Source organism: Micromonospora sp. NPDC051196, assembly GCF_040682415.1.
In the GTDB taxonomy this organism is placed as follows: domain Bacteria; phylum Actinomycetota; class Actinomycetes; order Mycobacteriales; family Micromonosporaceae; genus Micromonospora.
Genome location: NZ_JBFBAY010000030.1, coordinates 20,597 through 20,844 on the forward strand (window position 1 = coordinate 20,597; position 248 = coordinate 20,844).

Here is a 248-nt window from a genome sequence, read left to right on the forward strand (position 1 = left end):
CTGACCATCGACGAGGAGTTGGGCGACCGGGCCGGCATGGCCAGCAGCTATCACCAGCTCGGCATGATCGCCCAGGCCCGGGGTGACTACGGCGAGGCCGAACGCCGCTACCAGCAATCCCTGACCATCAACGAGGAGCTGGGCAACCGGTCCGGCATGGCCAGCAGCTATCACCAGCTCGGCATGATCGCCCAGGCCCGGGGTGACTACGGCGAGGCCGAACGCCGCTACCAGCAATCCCTGACCAT

Annotated in this window: 1 protein-coding gene; it reads left to right on the forward strand. The window is 66.9% G+C overall.

Going from position 1 to position 248, the window contains the following annotated elements:
- A partial coding sequence (locus AB0M35_RS28340) for a tetratricopeptide repeat protein (protein WP_363749195.1) occupies nt 1-248 on the forward strand: 248 nt, incomplete at both ends.